This is a genomic window from Emergencia sp. 1XD21-10, from assembly GCF_009936045.1.
Taxonomy (GTDB): Bacteria; Bacillota; Clostridia; order Peptostreptococcales; family Anaerovoracaceae; genus Senimuribacter; species Senimuribacter intestinalis.
The window spans coordinates 66,279-82,639 of record NZ_QWEQ01000003.1 but is presented as its reverse complement, the minus strand read 5'-3'; the positions used below and the strand labels follow the sequence as shown (position 1 = coordinate 82,639).

The following is a 16,361-nucleotide window of genomic DNA, read 5'->3' as shown; positions in this document are numbered from 1 at the left end:
AGGATAAGATTATATGATATACTTTTACTTAGAATTTTGCATGAAGGGAGTGAAAATGATGAAACTGGCTATTGCAGCAGCTCCATGCAAGGCTTAAGGGTGAACTTGTATGGAGTGAACGGAGATTCGCCCAAGGGCTTTGCAGTCTATTTGGAAATTATCTAAATAAAAAGGAGCAAAGTCTTATGAACAATTTAAAAATGATATGTAAGGAACTTCACAGTTTCCTAATTTTGTGGTCTACTCAGTCCTTATCGCTGCTGGGCAGTTCGATGACCAGTTTTGTGCTGATTTTGTGGACATATGAGGAGAAGGGATCTGCTTTGACGACGGCGCTTTTGGCAGTATGCTCGTATGCGCCTTATGTTGCGATGAGCATTTTTGCAGGCGCCCTCAGCGATAAGTGGAACAAAAAGCTGACATTGCTGGTAAGCGACAGCTTTGCAGCGGTCTGCACATTCGTGGTGCTTGTGCTTTTAAAAACGGGGCAGCTGGAAATCTGGCACCTTTATGCGCTAAACGCATTGAACGGTCTCATGGGGACGGTGCAGCAGCCGGCAGTAGATGTGACGGTGACTTTGATTGTACCGAAGAAGCATTACCAACGGGTGTCAGGCTTGCGGTCGCTGTCCGGCTCTGTGGTAAATATTTTGACTCCAATAGCAGCAACGACACTATACGCAGTGTTTGGTCTATCCGCGGTGGTTTACTTTGACCTGGCAACTTTTCTATGCGCCTTTGTAACGCTGTGCCTATGGATAAAAATTCCTGAGGGCAAGTGTGCAGGAGAAGGCAAGGAGCCTCTGGTACAGTCTGCAAAGGCAGGACTTTCCTATTTGTGGAGCAATAGAGGGATTCTCGACCTAATGTTGTTTCTGGCGGCAATTAATCTGACGGCATCTATGTACAATGCAGCTTTTCCGGCAATGCTGCTGTCAAGAGCAGGCGGAGGAGAAACCGCTCTTGCGGCAGTCAATACGGCAACGGGGCTTGCTATGTTGGCAGGCAGTATTGCAGCTTCGCTGCTGCCGGAGCCGAAAAGCCGAATCCGTGTTATCTGTAATACGCTTCTATTAGCTATGAGTACGGAGAATTTTATCTTAGCCTTAGGTACTTCGATACCGGTGTGGTGTATCGGCGGAGTGCTGGGATGGATCTGGATTCCGATTATGAACGCCAATATGGATGTAGTTATGCGCAGCCATATCCCTGTTGAGATGCAGGGCAGAGTGTATGCGGCAAGAAATACGCTGCAGTTTTTCACCATTCCTATCGGTTATCTTTTAGGTGGTCTGCTGGTTGACAGGGTCTTTGAGCCGTTTATGGCAGTACAGTCTTCTGCCGGTACTGCCAGCCTGTGGTGCAGTCTGTTCGGCAGTGGAAAAGGCGCTGGTGCAGCGCTATTCTTCTTCGTGATTGGCATTTTGGGTGTGGTTACCTGCTTGATGTTTCGCAGGGATAAGCACATATGGAAACTGGAGGAGTGATAGGTTATATATAAAAAAGCAGGGTCGCTGAGCGGCCCTGTTTTAATATTACTCATATTAATCCTAAATTTAAATTCGATACTCGCATAAAATTATATCTAAATCTATTGAAGTGTTGACATAAAGGGAAATGTTATATATAGTAAAGTTATTATAAATAGCAAAGCAATTTATTAACAGAGGGAAGAAAGAGGTGAGCGATTACGGAAGAAAAATACTTGGCACACATCAGTGAAGATGGAAAAAGAGAACAGTCTGTGAAAGAGCATCTTTTAGAAACTGCTGAGCTTGCAGGAGATTTTGCGAAGGCATTCTATTCCAGTGCACAAGCAGCGGAGACGGCAAAGGCTCATGATCTGGGGAAATATTCCAATGCTTTTCAGAAAAGACTGCTTGGCGGAGCGAGGGTCGACCATTCTACAGCCGGCGCAAAAGAACTTTATGGAAAAGGCAGCGGTTTAAACTACTGCGCAGCATATTGTGTTGCCGGACATCACGGCGGAATTCCAGATGGAGGAACGACGTCAGATGGAGCGGGAATTCCAACATTACAGGGAAGGTTACGGAAACCAGTTGAAGACTATAGCCAATTTAAAGAAGAAATCGAGATAAGGGGCTTGGTGCCACCACCGCTGAGGATCCTAGGAAAGGGTGGATTTTCTATATCTTTCTGGACTAGAATGTTATTTTCGTGTCTAGTAGATGCGGACTTTCTGAATACAGAAAAATTCATGAATGAGGGAGTTTTCAGAGAATCAAGCGGTGAATCATTGCAGACGCTTACAGAAAGATATGATGATCATATTAAACCCTGGCTCGACAATCAGGCATGCGAAACAGTCAATGGCAAAAGAACAGAGATTTTGAAAGCTTGTCTGGAGAAAGGAAAGGAAGAACAGGGTATCTATACGCTCACAGTGCCTACTGGCGGCGGAAAGACTGTATCTTCTCTTGGATTTGCGCTTCGCCATGGAGTGACACATGAGCTGGAACGAATCATCTACGTAATTCCTTTCACTTCTATCATTGAACAAAATGCGCAGGTGTTTCGGGAGATTTTAGGAGCTGAAAATGTGTTGGAGGATCATTGCAATATCTCTTTTGAAGACGAGCAAGAAGAAGCAAAGCACCGACTGGCCGCAGAAAACTATGACAAGCCGGTTGTCGTGACAACCAATGTTCAGTTTTTTGAATCGTTATTTTCCAATAAGCCGTCCAAGTGCAGAAAATTACATAATTTGGCAAAGAGCGTCATTATCTTTGATGAGGTGCAAATGCTCCCGACAGATTATTTGAAGCCATGCATACAGGCAATTAGCGAGCTGGTTTACAATTATGGGTGTACGGTGGTTTTGTGTACGGCAACTCAGCCGGCGCTGATGAAATATTTTCCGGAAGAACTTTCTAAAAATGTACAGGAAATCTGCCCAGACGTGCACAACATGTATGCATTTTTTAAACGTACCAATGTGGAAAACGGCGGTATCATAACAAAGGCGCATTTGCTTGATGAACTGAAGAATAAAAAGCAGATCCTCTGTATTCTGAATAGAAGAATGGATGTGCAGGAAATCTATCATCGTTTGTTAGAAGAGGGTGAAGAGGATATATATCACTTATCTACATACATGTATCCCGCACACCGGCAGCGGATTTTGAAAACAGTAAGAGAAAAGCTGATGGCAGGAAAACCGTGCAGATTAATCGCAACCAGCCTGGTTGAGGCGGGTGTAGATCTGGACTTCCCTTTTGTGTTTAGGGAACTGGCAGGAATTGATTCCATCATTCAGGCGGCAGGACGGTGCAATCGAGAAGGAATGCTGTCGGCAGAACAGTGTAAAACTGTTTTCTTTCAATTGGAAAGCCAGGAGCGAGGAAAACTTCCATCCAGTATGAAGCAGATGAGAGATGTGGCAGAACAGATTGTAAGAAAATATGAAGATATTACAGATTTGGAAGCAATTTACGATTATTTTGCAAGACTATACGATTTCAGAAGAAATTTTTTGGACAAGCATGAGGTAGTAGAGGCATTTGAAAAAGGTACTAGGAGTTATAACTTTCCTTTTGCAACAGTAGCAAAAGAGTTTCACCTCATTGAACAGGATACAAAGACTGTACTCATTGCGTTGGAAGATGAGGCAAAGGAAATTGCGGAAAAATTTGCAGACGATCAGTATTGCTTGCCGCTAATGAGAAAAGCAGGGAAGTATTGTATCAGTGTATACGAAAATGATTACAGAACGCTATGGGAAAAAGGCATGATTACACCTTTGTTTGACGACTTTGCCGTATTAGAGCAGGCGGAATATTATCATGAAGGCTGCGGGATACAGCTAAATGCAGAGATGGGAATTGGTCTTTACTATTAAAATAAAGGAAAGGAGTGAAAATTTATGAGTCATGGCGTACGAGTACATGTGTGGGGCGATTATGCCCTGTTTTCCAGACCGGAAATGAAAGTGGAACGTTGCAGCTACGATGTGATAACACCTTCTGCAGCAAGGGGCATCTTAGAAGCAATCTATTGGCATCCGGGCATGCGATGGGTCATTGACAAGATTTACGTGCGAAAGCCTATTGCCTTTACCAGCGTGCGGAGAAATGAGCTACAGAGTAAAATACAGCACACCAATGTGTTATCAGTGATGAACGGAAATGCGAAGCCTCTGTATATCAATGCGAAAGAAGATATTGCACAGCGTGCAGCCGTTTTGCTCAAAGATGTTGACTATGTTATAGATGCGCATTTTGAGATGACAGAAAAAGCAAATGTAGGGGATAATCCGGGGAAATTTAAGGATATTATGATGCGCAGGCTGCGCAGCGGAAAGTGCTATCATCAACCTTATTTTGGGTGCAGAGAGTTTCCGGCAAAATTTGAACTGTACGAGGAGCAGGGGGTTGATACAGCTTATTCTGCTGAAGACAGGGATTTGGGCTATATGTTTTTCGACTTTGACTATACCGGGGAAGAAATACAGCCATTGTTTTTCAGAGCCGTATTAAATGGTGGTATGCTCGATCTTACTGATTGTGAGGTGGTTCGATGATACTGCAGTCATTGGTGGAATATTATAAAGCCTTAGAAGAGCAAGGCAAGGTAACTGCACCGGGATGGTGTCAGGCAAAAGTTGCAGCAGCTTTGGATATTGCAGCAAACGGCGAACTTAAGGGCATTGTAACGCTGACAACTGAGCAACTGCGTGGCAAAAAAACTGTGGAAATTCCATCTCTGCTCAAAGTCCCGGAACAGGGCGTCAAGACCAGCGGAATATCTCCCAATTTTCTCTGTGACAATGTCAGCTACTTTCTAGGCATAGATACGAAGGGAAAACCAGATCGAGCAAGAAATTGCTTTCTTGCTTCAAAAAAGTTACATACAGAGGATTTAGCGGATGTTCACTCTGAAGCCGCCGAAGCGGTAAAGAATTTTTTTCAAAGCTGGAATCCGGAGCATGCTGAGGAACATCCGGTGATTGCAGCCAATTATGAAGAATTGTGTGCTGCATCTAATTTGGTTTTTCAATTAGACGGTCGTTTTATACAGGAGGATGATGAAATCCAGAATGCCTGGGAAAAAGCCTACCATGAGAAAGATGGCGGTAAGGAAGGAATCTGTCTTGTAACGGGCAAGCGTGCACCTATTGCGAGAATACACGGGAAGATAAAAGGCGTGCCCGGCGCACAATCAAGCGGAGCATCGCTAGTAGGATTTAATGCACCGGCATTTTGCTCCTATGGAAAGGAGCAGAGTTATAATGCACCGGTGAGCGAATATGCGGCATACGCTTATACAACTGCTTTGAATTACTTGATCAGCAATAGAGACTATAGAAGTATCATAGGAACCACTATGGTTGTCTACTGGGCAGAAAGTGGAGAGGAAATTTATCAAAAAAGTTTTGCTGATTGTATAGAGCCTACCGCAGATAATCAGGAAATTGTAGCTGGTATTTTTAAAAACTTGGAGAAGGGATGGAGCGTCGATGTTGATGCAGATTTAGAAGCTATCAATCCTGAACAAAGGTTTTGCATTTTGGGTCTTGGACCTAATGCGGGAAGACTGTCAGTACGCTTCTTCTATCAAGATGGATTTGGAAACATTTTGAGCCATTTGAAGACACATTATGATCGAATGGAAGTGATTCGACCCGCCAGCGATATTGTTAAACATCTCGGTGTATGGAGAATGCTGCAGGAAATCGCAAATAAGAAGTCAAAGGATAAAAAGGCGCCAGATCATATAGGAGGGAATTCGTTTCGAGCGATTTTATCGGGCGGACGTTATCCGGAGAGTCTTTATCAGGCAGTATTGCAGAGAATACGGGCTGACCAGGATGACAGCAACGCAGGTATTTATAAAATCACACGAGGACGTGCAGCAATTATCAAAGCATACCTTATGCGAAATACAAGGGTAACAGAAGAGGAGGAACTTACAGTGAGTCTGAATGAAAACAGTAAAAATGTCCCATATAATCTAGGAAGGATGTTTGCGGTGCTTGAGCATATTCAGGAGGAATCCAATAAGCCGGGTAAGGTGAATGCTACAATTAAAGATCGGTATTTTAATTCGGCTTGTGCTATGCCAGCATCCATTTTTCCTGTTTTACTGAAATTGAAAAACAGTCATATGAAAAAGATTGCAGTAAGGAATAAAAGCACTGAAATTTGGTTTGAACAGAAATTAGGTACACTGCAGGATAAATTCTCTGTATCGGATGATCAAGGAATCGCCTATCCTAAGCGGCTGAACTTAGAGGAACAGGGTATGTTTATTCTCGGGTATTATCACCAGACACAAGACCGTTATATGAAAAAGGAGCAGGAGGTAAAGTAAAATGAGTGAAGTAATCAAGAACAGATATGAGTTTGTGGTTTTGTTTGATGTGGAAAATGGCAATCCCAATGGAGATCCTGACGCGGGAAATCTGCCAAGAATCGATCCGGAAAGCGGATATGGTATTGTTACAGATGTGTGCTTGAAGAGAAAAATACGTAACTATGTAGAAACTGCAATGGATCCCGACTATGGACAGGATATTTCCGAAGGAGGACAGGGCTATAAAATTTACATAAAAGGTGATGTTCCGCTAAATCGAAGTGACAGCTTGGCATATAAATATCTTGGGTTGGATGAAAAGAGGATTAAGGAAGCAAAGAAAGCGAACCCAGATATTGATTTGAAAGTACGTGACTTTATGTGCAGAAATTTTTATGACATCAGGACCTTTGGTGCTGTGATGACTACTTTTGTAAAAGATGCACTCAATTGCGGTCAGGTACGCGGTCCTGTGCAGCTGGGATTTGCCCGTAGTGTTGATCCGATTATGAGTCAGGAAGTTACCATTACTCGTGTTGCAATTACTACTGAAAAGGATGCAGAAATGAAACAGAACGAAATGGGAAGAAAGAGCATTGTACCGTATGGTCTGTACCGGGTAGAAGGCTATATTTCTGCTAATTTGGCGAAAAAGGTAACTGGCTTTTCTGAAGAGGATTTGGAATTATTGTGGAAAGCAATTATCAATATGTTTGAAATCGATCATTCTGCGGCAAGAGGCAAAATGGCAGTTAGAGAGCTCATTGTGTTTAAGCACAGCACTGAACTGGGGGATTGTCCAGCACATAAGCTCTTTGAAGCAGTGGAGATTAGACGGGGAGTGGATGTAGTTTATCCTCGTTGTTATCAGGATTATGAAGTTGTGATTCACGATGAAATGATTCCTGAGTCTGTAGAAGTAACAAGAAAAATATAGCTATGGGATATGAGGAACAAGAATACATCCAGCTTTCGGGCATTCAGCACTTTGCCTTTTGCCGAAGGCAGTGGGCGCTCATTCATGTAGAACAGCAGTGGGCAGAAAACTATCAAACGACAGCAGGGATTTTGATGCACAAGAAAGCCCATGATGAGATGTCTGTGGAAAAGCGCGGAGACTTAATTATCATGCGGGGTCTCCGCATTTCCTCACGGCAGTTGGGGCTTTCTGGGCAGTGTGATGTAGTGGAGTTTCACAGAGCGTGTGACGGCATAGCCTTGTCTAATTATGACGGAACGTGGGATGTTGTACCGGTGGAATACAAGCGAGGAACAGAGAAAGATGGCTGCGAAGATGCAGTACAGCTTTGTGCCCAGGCAATATGTCTGGAGGAGATGTTTCTCACGGATATTCCCAAAGGGTATCTGTTTTATGGCGAAAATAAGCGCCGGACGGAAGTTATTTTTGATATGACACTTCGAGGACAAGTTGAGAAGCTATGCGAGGAAATGCATACACTTTACAAGAAGGGAAACACGCCCAAAGTGAAAACTAGTAAAAAATGTCGCAGCTGTTCGTTAAAGGATCTTTGTTTGCCAAAATTAAACAAGAAACTTAATGTGGAACGGTATATTGCAGATAGACTGGGAGAAGGAGGTGCATTGTAGTGAAGAAGCTGCTCAATACATTATATGTACTTTCTGAGGATGTGTATCTGGCACTGGACGGAGAAAATGTAGTAATCCTTCGTGATGAGGAAACTGCCGGAAGATTTCCGCTTCATACGCTGGAGCAGATTGTCAGTTTCTCGTATAAAGGTGCTTCACCAGCGCTGATGGGTGCTTGTGCACGGAAAGAAATTGGGCTGAGTTTTTTCTCGCCGCAAGGCAGATTCTTGGCTCGCACTTCAGGGATACCATATGGAAATGTGCTGCTACGAAAAGAGCAATATCGAATTTCGGATGATGTAGATAGAAGTTTGTCATACGCAAAGGCAATGATTTTGGGAAAAGTTTTTAACTGCAGGTGGAGCTTGGAGCGGACTGTCAGAGATCACGGTTTGCGTGTTGATATTGAGCGTATCAAAGAAATTTCTGGACAGCTCCATCAAGGGCTTTCCGGGATTCGCACATGTGATACGCTGGATTCCTTACGTGGCATTGAAGGTGAGCTGGCATCTCGATATTTTGCAGTTTTTGATGATTTGATTATCAATCAGAAAGAAGATTTTCAGTTTTGCGGTCGCAATCGCCGACCGCCGCTGGATAAAGTGAATGCGCTGCTTTCCTTTGCATACACTTTGCTTGGAAATGATTGTGCAGGTGCACTGGAGGGCGTTGGACTGGATGCTTATGTAGGATTTTTGCACAGTGATAGACCTGGTAGAAAGTCTTTGGCACTGGATATGATGGAAGAACTGCGTGGGATTATGGCGGACCGCTTTGTGCTTTCTTTAATCAATCGAAAGATTATGAAAGCAGTGCATTTTGAGACGCAAGCAGATGGGGCGGTATTGCTCAATGAAGACGGAAGAAAACAGTTCTTGTCGGCATGGCAACAACGTAAGAAAGAGATGATTACCCATCCATTTCTTGAGGAAAAGCTTTGCTGGGGGCTGGTGCCTCATATACAGGCAATGCTGTTAGCGCGGACTATTCGAGGAGACCTGGAAGGCTATCCACCGTTTTTATGGAAGTAGGAGGTTTCAGATGCTAGTATTAATTACATACGATGTGTCAACACAGGACAAAGCTGGAAAGACCAGGCTTCGAAAGGTCGCAAAGGAATGTGTCAATTATGGTCAGCGTGTACAAAATTCGGTATTTGAATGTATAGTGGACAGTTCACAAATGCTGCTCTTAAAGGATAAACTTTTGTCTTTGATTGACGAAAGACAAGATAGTGTCAGGTTTTACTATTTGGGAAATAATTATCAAACAAAAGTAGAGCATTTCGGAGCCAAAGAAAGTTATGAAGCTGAAGGCGTTTTGATGGTTTAAGAAAGGTGCGAAAGGCAAGTGGACATAAAATCCTTGGGCTTTCGCACCAGAATTATAGACATAATAGTTACTTTTCTGGAAGTATATGTATTTATACTTTTAAAAATTATAAAGAATTTACAAATAAATGGTGATTTTATTGGGAAATTGGCGTTTATTTGCACGTCGCACCCCGTGAGGGGTGCGGCCAGTGCGCCTTGCCAACTTAAAGAAGATTGGACAGAACAGTCGTGCGTCGCACCCCGTGAGGGGTGCGGCCAGTGCGCCGGATTTGAACAGGGAGAAACAGGTTTATTTGCACGTCGCACCCCGTGAGGGGTGCGTGGATTGAAATGCTTTGTTGATCTGATTCATACAGTGCTACATCCGTCGCACCCCGTGAGGGGTGCGTGGATTGAAATTGGTAATCCTACGGAAATACTTGTAAGCACAGAAAGTCGCACCCCGTGAGGGGTGCGTGGATTGAAATCGTTTGATGTGGGAGATACAATCATGGTGTCAGAGTCGCACCCCGTGAGGGGTGCGTGGATTGAAATGACTCACCAGTTTCGCCATCAAAGGTGTTTGCTAGTCGCACCCCGTGAGGGGTGCGTGGATTGAAATGCTGACTGATGAGAGTTTTGGGCGGTTACAAGAGTGTCGCACCCCGTGAGGGGTGCGTGGATTGAAATCGGTGTTTTTCCGGAGTTTTGAAGGATTAGCAAAAGTCGCACCCCGCGAGGGGTGCGTGGATTGAAATAAGCAAAAATACTTGAAAGTTGCTTCTTCGGAAGTAGTCGCACCCCGTGAGGGGTGCGTGGATTGAAATCAGCCGCCTCCCCACGCCATCAGGAAGAACAGAAAGGTCGCACCCCGTGAGGGGTGCGTGGATTGAAATGCGCCGGGGTTGTAGTTACCGTAACCTTCTATGATCACTGGTTCCAACTTGTGCCTATTTATAGTCACAAGTTGGTGGCTGTGAAAATAGTAAAATATATAGAATTTCAGTTAGTTTCAATTTATATTCCTCTATTAAAATGGACGAGAGATTATTAATTTTTAATAATAGATTTTGACAATCATTCTTAAATGCTATGCATTCTTTTTTATTTGTGGTATGATAAATGCAAGTAAATGCGAGAGGTAGCGACATGAAATTATTTGTATATAGTATGAGAGACTTTGACGAAAAGCCTTTCTTCGACAAATTTTGTGAAAAGTATGATGTGGAGTATGGTTACACTGCAGAAACGCCTTGCTTAGCAAATGCAGAGTTAGCAGCAGGCTATGATGCCGTGGATATTATTACAACCGTTATTGACAGAGAGTTAATTGATAAATTTTATCAGCTTGGAATAAAATGTATTTCGACTAGAACGATTGGATATGACCATATTGACTGGAAATATGCGAAAAAACTTGGTATGGGTATTACAAATGTAACCTATTCGCCATCCAGCGTGGCAGATTTTACTGTTATGCTGATTCTTATGGGGCTTCGTAAAATGAAGCATATCATGATGCGTGGGGATGTACAAGATTTTACACTTCGGGGAAAATTGGCGCGCGAACTACCAGGTTGCACTGTCGGCGTGATCGGAACTGGTCGGATAGGAGAAACGGTAATTCGTAATTTAACTGGATTTGGGTGTAAAATTTTAGCTTATGATCCTTATCAGAAAGAGTCTGTCAAAGCTTTGGGCGAGTATGTTGAACTTGAACAGCTGTTTTGTGAGTCAGATATTATTACACTTCACGCACCTGCAACAGATGAAAATTATCACCTGATTGATAATAATGCACTGCGCATGATGAAAGACGGAGTCGGGATTGTAAATTGTGCCAGAGGTGCTTTAATTGACAGTGATGCACTGATTGATGCGATCGAATCGGAAAAGGTTGGATTTGCGTGCCTAGATGTAGTCGAGCACGAAAGTGGTCTGTACTATTTTGACCGCATGGGTGAGCCTCTGGGAAATCCGCGATTAGCAATCTTAAGGTCTTATGCCAATGTTATCGTTACATCTCATATGGCGTTCTACACGGATGAAGCGGTGGCAAATATGGCAGAAAACTCTATTTTAGGAGCAAAGAAATACTTTACAGGTGAAGAAAATCCTTTTGAGGTATAATTGAGACAGATAAAATACACTTGTCCTAAAAATATTTTGGAAAAGATGAAATTTTGGTGGTGCGAAAATGAAGTGAACATGACTTTCTGGGATGTTTCGCACCTGTAATTCAATGAAAAGAGGTGGTCTTAAGAGAGTTTTGACAGTTTAGTAGTATGTAGAGATAGAAATAAAACAAAAAATTGATAAAAATTATAGAAAACTTTTATAATTTTGCAGTCGCGCCTCTTGTAGGCGCGTGGATTGAAATCCATTGTTTATAGCCTTGGAAAGATGGTCCAATGTGTCGCGCCTCTTGTAGGCGCGTGGATTGAAATTGCAAACAGCTTAATCCAGTCATCAAGGTACATGTCGCGCCTCTTGTAGGCGCGTGGATTGAAATGGGCATAAAATCCGTCACACAGACCCTGTTGGGTCGCGCCTCTTGTAGGCGCGTGGATTGAAATATTTATGGGAATTGCGGCAGTAATTGCAGTAAACGTCGCGCCTCTTGTAGGCGCGTGGATTGAAATCTTATTAAGAATAGCCTGCTCGCCGATATTAGGTGTCGCGCCTCTTGTAGGCGCGTGGATTGAAATTACTTGACCGTCTTCTTGCGTATGCTCTGTCATCGTGTCGCGCCTCTTGTAGGCGCGTGGATTGAAATGTGTGGGATTATATATACTTCCATATTGACTGGGTCGCGCCTCTTGTAGGCGCGTGGATTGAAATACCTCATACCCTTTACTTCTGCCTACGCTCAGGTCGCGCCTCTTGCAGGCGTGCGGATTGAAATAATGTCGCTTGCTGTTCTTCCGATTAGTACCACGGTGAAAAACCAGCAATAATTTAGAAAATCCCCTATCACTACAACGAACCTTGCAGCAATCTTTTCCGGCAATTAGCATATCCGCTGCACTTTTCTCATATATTACACCAAATGAGAGAGGTGTTTTTATGATAAGGAAGAATCGAAAAAGAGCGTTATGCCTACTTTGTGCCCTTTGCCTTTGCGGAACTGGTGGAATTTTAGGTGTGAAATACTATTCTAACCCGCAGGAGCCTGTAGTGCTGGAAACAGTGTCTGATAGTTTGACGTCTGAGGGTGCTCCAACCGAAGAACAAAAGAAAGCTAATTTGAATTTAGATGTAAAGGCAGCAGTACTCATTGATGCGGACACGGGTAAAGTCCTTTATCAGCAGGACGCTCACAAAGAGCTGCCGCCAGCGTCAGTAACCAAAGTTATGACCATGCTTCTTGCAATGGAAGCAGTTGAAGATGGGAAAGTTAAATTGACCGACCCGGTAACAATTTCTGAAAGAGCAGCTTCTATGGGAGGCAGCCAGATGTATATGGAAGTTGGTGAAACCCATACACTGGAGGAGCTTTTGGAAGGAATTGCCATTGTCAGTGCTAATGATGCCTGTGTTGCTACAGCGGAATACATTGCAGGCAGTGAAGAAGTTTTTGTGGAAAAAATGAATAAGCGGGCAGAAGAACTTGGCATGAGGGATACGCACTTTGTAAATACCAACGGATTACCTGTAGCAGATCATTACACCAGTGCATATGATATAGGAGTGATGTCGCAAAAGCTTTTGAAGCACGAGCACACGCAAAAATGGTTTAATACCTGGCAGACGACGATACAGGTTGGGCTTCCCGGAAAAGAAAAGGAGTTCGGACTGACCAATACCAACAAATTAATCAAACAGTATCCCGGTGCTAATGGTATAAAAACTGGCTTTACTCAGGAGGCGGGCTTCTGTCTTTCCGCTTCGGCGACAAAGGATGATACTACGCTGATAGCCGTGGTGTTAGGTGCAAAGACTTCAAAAATCCGGTTTGAAGAAGTTTCAAAGCTTTTGAATTACGGATTTGCTAACTATGCGTCGGTCACCTTGGCAGACAAGGGGCAGCGTATGAAAAAAGTGACCCTTGATAAAGGAGAGCCTTATTATTTTCAAGCATTAACTACCGAAAAAATAACAGCTTTTGTCAAAAAAGGAGAAGAAAAGCAGGCGGCATGTAAAGTTACCATAAATAAGAACATAAAACTGCCTCTGCGAAAAGGTGACAAAGTAGGTACTTTGACTGTATATATCGGAAAAGAAAAAGCAGGTACCTACGATCTGGTGTCCGACAGAGATGTAAAGAAAGTTTCCTTCCTAACCTATTACATACGCAAGATAAAAAATTTATTCTGATTTCAGAAGCACATAGAAGGAGACTACCATGGAGAATGAGTATATTCTTTCCTTTTCTTCTTTTTATAAAGCAGCCTATGCCAAAGATGTCCTGGAGGAAAATGGATTTCATGCTGCCCTGCGAAAGTTGCCTCCGCAGATAACTCATTCCTGCAGCACTGGCCTCTATCTGAGGATTGACTCAATAGAACGGGTGCGGGGAGTGTTGGCAGAACGGCAGATTACAACTCGAGGAATCTATCAGGTGACTCGTATTGGCGGAACAAAGTCTTATAGAAGTGTGTAAAAAGAGATAGGACCCAAACTGTGCATTCAGTGCCACATTGAATGCACAGTTTTTCTTTTTTTTGAAAATAACTCTTGACGAACGAATGTTCTTTTGAGATAATGAAATAGAATAAATAGATAGGAGCGTACAGGAATGGATTTATACAAATTGTTTTATAATAAGAATAGAGTTTTAATACTGATTTTAACCTTGACAGTATTATTGTCCGGGTGCAGTCAGCTTGAGCAGATGGGGATTTTAGAAACTTCAGAGACTGCGTCTTATTCTCTTTCAGAAATTCCGCCTTATGAGAACAGCCCTTATGTTGTACTGGAAGATAATATGCCAGCGTTTTCAGAAGCAGATATGTCCACAGAATCCTTTGAGACATATAGCGATCTGGACCGTCTTGGACGCTGCGGTGTTGCTTTTGCCAATGTAGGCAGGGATTTAATGCCCACCGAAAAGAGAGGCAGCATCGGCATGGTCAAGCCGTCCGGCTGGCAGCTTGCCAAATACGACATTGTAGACGGAAAATATCTTTATAATCGCTGCCATCTTCTGGGATATCAGCTAACTGGAGAGAATGCCAATGAGAAGAATCTCATTACCGGCACCAGATATATGAATGTGGACGGAATGCTTCCCTTTGAAGATATGGTGGCGGATTATGTAAAAGAAACAGGCGGACATGTGCTGTATCGTGTAACGCCAATTTATGATGGAAACGATTTAGTAGCCAGAGGAGTGCAGATGGAAGGATATTCTGTGGAGGACGATGGCGAGGGTGTTTGTTTTAATGTATTTGTTTATAATGTACAGCCAGGAATCGAAATTGATTACAGCAATGGGGATAATCGACTGGACCTAAATAATGCAGCAGCGCAGGATGATGAAGAGGAGAAAATTGTCGAAGAGATAAGGGGTAATAAACGCTCTAAGATTTATCACTGCCCGGGTCAGCGAGCTTATGGGGAGATGGAAGATTCCAAGAATCTGATTATTTTTGATTCAGAGGAAGAAGCGATTGAGGCAGGATATCGAAAAGCAAAACAGTAGATAGAATAGACTGAATAATATATATTAGAAAATATTATACATATATTAGGAAAATTTGTCAAGAAATTAACAAAATCGTTGCTAGTACTAAAGTACTATGCTAGAATAAGATATAAAACTGCCTATTTAATAAGAGGAGCGTGATTGAATGAGTCAAAATAAGGCAAAAAAAGGAGCTCATCCGTATGAAGGGAAGGAGCTATCCAAAGATAGTCCTATCACTTCTGTCTCTGCGACAAATACCATGGTATATCCTTTGCTGCAGCATATTGGAGCGCCGGCGAAAGCAATTGTTTCACCGGGTGAACGTGTACTAAGAGGACAAATGATTGCAGAATCTGACGGGTATATTTCTGCTTCAATTTACAGCGCAGTGTCAGGAACGGTAAAGTCCATTGAAAAGCGAACTGTTGTAAACGGAGAAAAGACAGACTGCATTATAATCGAAAACGATAATGTGAATGAAACCGTAGATGGTTATGGTGAGAGCCGTGATTTGGACAGCATGTCAGCAGAAGCAATTATTGACGCGATTACAGAAGCTGGTATTGTCGGTCTAGGCGGTGCAGGTTTTCCTAGCGGAGTGAAGCTTTCTCCGAAGAATCCGCAGGATATCGACACCATTATTATCAATGGCGCAGAGTGTGAGCCATATTTGACGGCAGATTATCGTTTAATGCTGGAAAAAAGTAATGAAATGATTCTGGGCATTAAAGCTATCCTGAAACTTTTTGACAAAGCAAAAGCAGTAATCGGAATAGAGGACAATAAGCCGCAGGCGATTGCGCTGCTTCAGGAAAAGGCTGCAGGCGAAGAGAGAATCTCTGTCGTTTCTTTGAAGACCAAATATCCGCAGGGTGGCGAAAGACAGCTGATTTATGCCGTGACAGGAAGAAAAATCAATTCTAAAATGCTGCCGGCAGACAAAGGATGTTTGGTTGTCAATGCAGCTACCTGCTTTGCAATTTATGAAGCAGTATATCAGAATATGCCGCTGATTCACAGGATTATGACAATTACAGGTGAGGGTGTAAATACGCCTTGTAATTTAGATGTTCCGCTGGGGATGTCTTTCAGTGAAGTACTGGAAGCTGCCGGGGGTGCGAGAGAGGACGCAGTGAAATTTATTGCCGGAGGACCTATGATGGGGGCAGCACTTAGCACTTTGGATGTTCCTGTGGTGAAAACCTCCTCTGCCATTCTTGTATTCAATCAGGACGATGTAGCTGCACTTGCCCAGTCCGCATGTATCCATTGTGGCAGATGTGTAGGCGTTTGTCCAAGTGATTTGGTTCCGCAAATGCTCGCAAAAGAAATTAAGGCAGAGAATTATGAGAAGTTCGACCGTTTAGGTGGTATGGAATGTATGGAGTGCGGTTGCTGTACTTATGGCTGCCCAGCAAAGATTCCACTCACGCAGATGTTTAAGCTAGGCAAGGCAAAAGTGCGTGAAATGCGTATCATTGGTTAAGAAGTAGAGGTGT

At 43.1% G+C, this 16,361-nt stretch carries 13 protein-coding genes and 1 CRISPR repeat array; all 13 genes read left to right on the top strand.

Features of this window, described 5'->3' with window-relative positions:
* Positions 1 to 185 precede the first annotated feature (185 nt).
* The 13 genes from D1151_RS01730 to rsxC all read left to right on the top strand — a co-directional run bounded on the left by D1151_RS01730 (position 186) and on the right by rsxC (position 16,348).
* Entirely contained in the window at positions 186 to 1,487 is a 1,302-nt protein-coding gene (locus tag D1151_RS01730; RefSeq protein ID WP_161907717.1) for an MFS transporter, read from the top strand.
* 218 nt (positions 1,488 to 1,705) lie between these two features.
* On the top strand, positions 1,706 to 3,859 hold the full coding sequence (cas3, locus tag D1151_RS01725; RefSeq protein WP_202620363.1) for a CRISPR-associated helicase Cas3': 2,154 nt from the start codon (positions 1,706 to 1,708) through the stop codon (positions 3,857 to 3,859).
* Between the two features lie 24 nt (positions 3,860 to 3,883).
* A complete protein-coding gene (gene cas5c / locus D1151_RS01720; protein ID WP_161907716.1) occupies positions 3,884 to 4,540 on the top strand; it encodes a type I-C CRISPR-associated protein Cas5c in 657 nt (218 codons plus the stop codon).
* A complete protein-coding gene (cas8c, locus tag D1151_RS01715; RefSeq protein ID WP_161907715.1) occupies positions 4,537 to 6,330 on the top strand; it encodes a type I-C CRISPR-associated protein Cas8c/Csd1 in 1,794 nt (597 codons plus the stop codon). The genes cas5c and cas8c overlap by 4 nt, the downstream gene beginning before the upstream one ends.
* Position 6,331: 1 nt before the next feature.
* Positions 6,332 to 7,249, top strand: coding sequence for a type I-C CRISPR-associated protein Cas7/Csd2 (gene cas7c, locus D1151_RS01710; RefSeq protein WP_161907714.1), 918 nt, complete (start codon positions 6,332 to 6,334; stop codon positions 7,247 to 7,249).
* Positions 7,250 to 7,251: 2 nt separating this feature from the next.
* Positions 7,252 to 7,920: a CRISPR-associated protein Cas4 gene (gene cas4 / locus D1151_RS01705; protein ID WP_161907713.1), complete on the top strand. Its 669-nt coding sequence runs from the start codon at positions 7,252 to 7,254 to the stop codon at positions 7,918 to 7,920.
* Positions 7,920 to 8,951, top strand: a complete 1,032-nt coding sequence (gene cas1c / locus D1151_RS01700) for a type I-C CRISPR-associated endonuclease Cas1c (RefSeq protein WP_160202800.1) — start codon at positions 7,920 to 7,922, stop codon at positions 8,949 to 8,951. The genes cas4 and cas1c overlap by 1 nt, the downstream gene beginning before the upstream one ends.
* Before the next feature lie 10 nt (positions 8,952 to 8,961).
* Positions 8,962 to 9,252, top strand: coding sequence for a CRISPR-associated endonuclease Cas2 (cas2, locus tag D1151_RS01695; protein WP_161907712.1), 291 nt, complete (start codon positions 8,962 to 8,964; stop codon positions 9,250 to 9,252).
* Positions 9,253 to 10,382: 1,130 nt separating this feature from the next.
* Entirely contained in the window at positions 10,383 to 11,363 is a 981-nt protein-coding gene (locus tag D1151_RS01690; RefSeq protein WP_161907711.1) for a D-isomer specific 2-hydroxyacid dehydrogenase family protein, read from the top strand.
* 218 nt (positions 11,364 to 11,581) lie between these two features.
* Positions 11,582 to 12,138: a CRISPR direct-repeat array (repeat unit 32 nt; unit sequence GTCGCGCCTCTTGTAGGCGCGTGGATTGAAAT).
* A gap of 161 nt (positions 12,139 to 12,299) precedes the next feature.
* Complete coding sequence (locus D1151_RS01685) at positions 12,300 to 13,550, top strand: D-alanyl-D-alanine carboxypeptidase family protein (RefSeq protein ID WP_161907710.1); 1,251 nt, start codon at positions 12,300 to 12,302, stop codon at positions 13,548 to 13,550.
* A gap of 28 nt (positions 13,551 to 13,578) precedes the next feature.
* Positions 13,579 to 13,836 carry a DUF3343 domain-containing protein gene (locus tag D1151_RS01680; protein WP_160201486.1) on the top strand — a complete coding sequence of 86 codons (258 nt, stop codon included), beginning with the start codon at positions 13,579 to 13,581 and terminating at the stop codon, positions 13,834 to 13,836.
* A gap of 135 nt (positions 13,837 to 13,971) precedes the next feature.
* The gene (locus D1151_RS01675) at positions 13,972 to 14,877 is read left to right on the top strand and encodes a DNA/RNA non-specific endonuclease (protein WP_161907709.1); all 906 of its coding nucleotides are present in this window, start codon (positions 13,972 to 13,974) and stop codon (positions 14,875 to 14,877) included.
* A 148-nt stretch (positions 14,878 to 15,025) separates the two neighbouring features.
* Positions 15,026 to 16,348, top strand: a complete 1,323-nt coding sequence (gene rsxC / locus D1151_RS01670; protein ID WP_161907708.1) for an electron transport complex subunit RsxC — start codon at positions 15,026 to 15,028, stop codon at positions 16,346 to 16,348.
* Positions 16,349 to 16,361 lie beyond the last annotated feature (13 nt).

Coding starts and splice junctions, on each gene's coding strand:
- cas2 (WP_161907712.1), top strand. CDS start 8,962: ATGCTAGTATTAATTACATACGATGTGTCAACACAGGACAAAGCTGGA.
- cas4 (WP_161907713.1), top strand. CDS start 7,252: ATGGGATATGAGGAACAAGAATACATCCAGCTTTCGGGCATTCAGCAC.
- cas7c (WP_161907714.1), top strand. CDS start 6,332: ATGAGTGAAGTAATCAAGAACAGATATGAGTTTGTGGTTTTGTTTGAT.
- D1151_RS01675 (WP_161907709.1), top strand. CDS start 13,972: ATGGATTTATACAAATTGTTTTATAATAAGAATAGAGTTTTAATACTG.
- D1151_RS01690 (WP_161907711.1), top strand. CDS start 10,383: ATGAAATTATTTGTATATAGTATGAGAGACTTTGACGAAAAGCCTTTC.
- cas8c (WP_161907715.1), top strand. CDS start 4,537: ATGATACTGCAGTCATTGGTGGAATATTATAAAGCCTTAGAAGAGCAA.
- D1151_RS01680 (WP_160201486.1), top strand. CDS start 13,579: ATGGAGAATGAGTATATTCTTTCCTTTTCTTCTTTTTATAAAGCAGCC.
- cas5c (WP_161907716.1), top strand. CDS start 3,884: ATGAGTCATGGCGTACGAGTACATGTGTGGGGCGATTATGCCCTGTTT.
- rsxC (WP_161907708.1), top strand. CDS start 15,026: ATGAGTCAAAATAAGGCAAAAAAAGGAGCTCATCCGTATGAAGGGAAG.
- D1151_RS01730 (WP_161907717.1), top strand. CDS start 186: ATGAACAATTTAAAAATGATATGTAAGGAACTTCACAGTTTCCTAATT.
- D1151_RS01685 (WP_161907710.1), top strand. CDS start 12,300: ATGATAAGGAAGAATCGAAAAAGAGCGTTATGCCTACTTTGTGCCCTT.